Here is a 2,896-nt window from a genome sequence, read left to right as displayed (position 1 = left end):
GGAAGACGGCGACTCCAGCGGGAAAAGCAACAGCTGAAGACCCCGCAACGGAGTGAGGAGGCTGAAGCGTTGCCCGCGGAAAGCGTCCGTCTGAAGCGGATGCAGGATATCTGCTTTTATGTACAATTCATACTAGACCCTTTATTATTAGTGTACTATAAATATCTGAATAGTTGGATTATTAAACACAAAAAGAAAAGGCTGTTGAGAAAAGACTTTCTCAACAGCCTGAAGCCGCCTCATAAAAATGAGGCGGCTTTTTGAGGTGAAAAATAGGCTGGGCAACCAGGCGCAGCCTCCTTTACAGTCAGGAGGCCACTGAAAAAGTACAAAACAACTTTTTCAGTGGCTTTTATTTGAGTTGCAATGACTCCATTCAGTTGCGCGCCTGTTACGAGTAACCCACTCTTAACAGGCTTTTAAAAAAAGCAACCATTACGCTCATTGCTTAGAAGGCACTGGAAAAAGTTAAAGGCCGAACTTTTTCAGTGCCTTCAGTCAGGAAGTTAATTCTGAGACAATAGAGGGAATGGTCATTGAACTATCAAATATAAATTCCCCTTGTCTCAGAGCCATTTCCAGATTATTGTTACTGATATAATCATTAAACTCGCTCCGGTCATCAATAATGCCGGTTCTTTCGAGAATTCCTGCAATGTCACCGAAAGTCATACCGGATGTGACCACAAGAGCGGTCTGATAAACCATATCCTGTACCACAGTTTCTTCTTCATCAGCAGCTTCTTCGTTGCCTGCATCTGCTTTCAGCTCCTCGAGCTCCCTGACGCGTGCCTCAAGAGAGGCTTCGCTCTCCACCAGTTCATTATGCTCCTCCAGCGTTTTAATCACAAAGCCTGAAGACTCGAGTACTTCAAGAGCCTCCTCTTCAGTGACGTCTTCAAACGTTTCTGCTGTGGATTCGTTGTCGCCAAAGTAAAAAGCGCCGGCGAAGACCGTAGTTGTAAGGAAGACTCCTGCTGCAGTTCCTCTTAACCCGTTTCTGCTTAACATTCTAGAATCCTCCCTGTTACCTGTTATGAGCTAAAAGTTCGTCGATATCTCCCTCAGAGCGGTTTGTTTTCTTTGAGATATCCTTTATATCGAAGCCTTCCTCATAAAGAGCAAGAACATCGTCCCGTGTTAGTTCGTTTGGAACACTACCTGTCTCAGCTGCAGAGGCTGCTTCGTTTCCAATGACAAATTCCTCTTCGATGGTTTTCATTTTCTTTTTTAACTGATACATCTCCTGCATCAGTGTAATTGAAAAGTTCTCCAGTTGTTTTTCCACGTCTTTTGCCGGGTCCTTACGGGTGAAAGACAAGATGAATAAAATGGCGCTGACGCTAAACATGGTTATGACTAGCCCACTCACATAGTTTCCCCCTTAACACTTATGTACGTGTAATGTTATACCACATTTTCATTTTGCTTCCTAGAGTCTTTAGCCAGATTTGTCGAATAACCCTCGTTCATTAGTTGCGAATGGTCGCAATTTTTGGTGAAAAATGAAAAGAGAACGATGTCTGAGGGGATGGGGTCTAAGTATATACAACTTCAACAGGTTTTTTCATATGTGGGCCATGGGAGTGACAAACTATGACAATTTTGACTTCTTGTTGAGATTTCAAAGTCAGAGTAAGATGAAGATAGACAAGCTGGGAAACATCAATAGAAGGAGGCGGAGGCGTGTATACGAATCAGGTTACAGAGAGAGTCTCATCCTGGAAAAAATCAAGCGTATTTACTGTAATGGACCGAGGTCAGGTGGCACTGTATGATGATCGTCAGTCCCTTTTGCGGTTTAAAGAGGGAGAGACTGCAGACATTCAATGGAAATGGATACACCTGCCAATGAAAAGTCAAAACCGGACAATTAATAAATTGATTGTTTATAACCGTTCAGCAGAAAATGTGGATGTTAAGCTTTCTGTCAGGTATCAAATGATAGAACGGAGTGCCGAAGTCGTTTATTACTCCCCGAGCCAGGAATCATTGATCGTACATGATCAGAACTCTTATGCTCTATTTGGCGGGATCACAAGTCAGGGAACCCAATGTTCTTATTCCACATCACTTGTTAACGAGGAAGGAACGACAGACATTGAGTATATGCAGATGCAGCCGATTGTCCAGTTCAGCCACGGGTGGGGGCTTGAATACAAACTTTCTCTGGAGCCGTATATGTCCGGTTTTTTCTATGAGTGGGAAATGAAGCACGTAGATCTACTATGGCTGGAAGAAGCACACAGTCAGTATCATACTCTGCTTCGTTCCTGTCAGCGTTGACAAGGAAAAAACCTTTACATTTAACATTCCCTCTTGATTGTCTCCTCAGTTTTTGCTATATTTTAAAAGTATGAGTAAAGATTAGAGGTTTGGAGGGAGATATCATGCGCGTTCAAGTTACATTAGCTTGCACTGAAACTGGTGACAGAAACTACATTACGACAAAAAATAAACGTAATAACCCAGATCGTATCGAAATGAAGAAATACAGCCCACGCCTTAAGCGTCACACTATGCACAAAGAGACGAAGTAATGTGGGAAAAAAGCGACTTTAATAAGTCGCTTTCAGGCTGTCGAGAAACCCACGCTTTTTTGAAGCGTGGGTTTCTTATATGTGGAGAAAATGAAATTAAGTGATGCAAATACCTTTTAAAAATAGGGCAAACCACCTCTCAGCTGGCTGTGAGGTGGTTTGCTATTTTCTTTATGTTCTGTGCTGTGGCTGTCATAATCGCTTGTTCCGATGCACCTTTCAAGCTGCGCAACCGGCAATAGCGAAGCACGTGGAGCTGTTTTGCATCCGCGAAGCTTCGCTCTATTGTTTCTTTTCTTTTTTTGTAAATCAGTTTTCCTTCTTTTGAAAGCCTGTTTTCCCTGACTTTTTCCTTG

6 protein-coding genes are annotated in these 2,896 nt (G+C 42.8%); 3 read left to right on the top strand and 3 right to left on the bottom strand.

The features are described from left to right. The coding region (locus JSY36_RS15020) for a hypothetical protein (protein WP_205167098.1) at positions 1 to 264 on the top strand (264 nt) is incomplete at its 5' end. Positions 265 to 498: 234 nt separating this feature from the next. Here the strand turns inward: JSY36_RS15020 and JSY36_RS15015 are convergent. Together JSY36_RS15015 and JSY36_RS15010 are read right to left on the bottom strand one after the other, a co-directional pair. Next, entirely contained in the window at positions 499 to 1,011 is a 513-nt protein-coding gene (locus tag JSY36_RS15015) for an MltG/YceG/YrrL family protein (RefSeq protein ID WP_205166992.1), read from the bottom strand. Positions 1,012 to 1,027: 16 nt separating this feature from the next. Next, on the bottom strand, positions 1,028 to 1,372 hold the full coding sequence (locus tag JSY36_RS15010) for a hypothetical protein (RefSeq protein ID WP_122896442.1): 345 nt from the start codon (positions 1,370 to 1,372) through the stop codon (positions 1,028 to 1,030). Between the two features lie 314 nt (positions 1,373 to 1,686). On the opposite strand from JSY36_RS15010, the gene JSY36_RS15005 reads away from it, so the two are divergent. Both JSY36_RS15005 and rpmG read left to right on the top strand, forming a co-directional pair. Further along, positions 1,687 to 2,286, top strand: coding sequence for a hypothetical protein (locus JSY36_RS15005; protein ID WP_205166991.1), 600 nt, complete (start codon positions 1,687 to 1,689; stop codon positions 2,284 to 2,286). A 104-nt stretch (positions 2,287 to 2,390) separates the two neighbouring features. After that, positions 2,391 to 2,540 carry a 50S ribosomal protein L33 gene (rpmG, locus tag JSY36_RS15000; RefSeq protein WP_122896444.1) on the top strand — a complete coding sequence of 50 codons (150 nt, stop codon included), beginning with the start codon at positions 2,391 to 2,393 and terminating at the stop codon, positions 2,538 to 2,540. 139 nt (positions 2,541 to 2,679) lie between these two features. Here rpmG and JSY36_RS14995 read toward each other — a convergent pair. Further along, positions 2,680 to 2,896: transposase (locus JSY36_RS14995; protein ID WP_205166990.1), on the bottom strand; the 217-nt coding region annotated here is incomplete at its 5' end.

It is taken from the genome of Alteribacter salitolerans (genome assembly GCF_016901055.1).
Taxonomy (GTDB): Bacteria; Bacillota; Bacilli; order Bacillales; family Salisediminibacteriaceae; genus Alteribacter; species Alteribacter keqinensis.
Note: the sequence above shows the minus strand (reverse complement) of the source record. Positions and strands in the feature narration are given on the sequence as shown.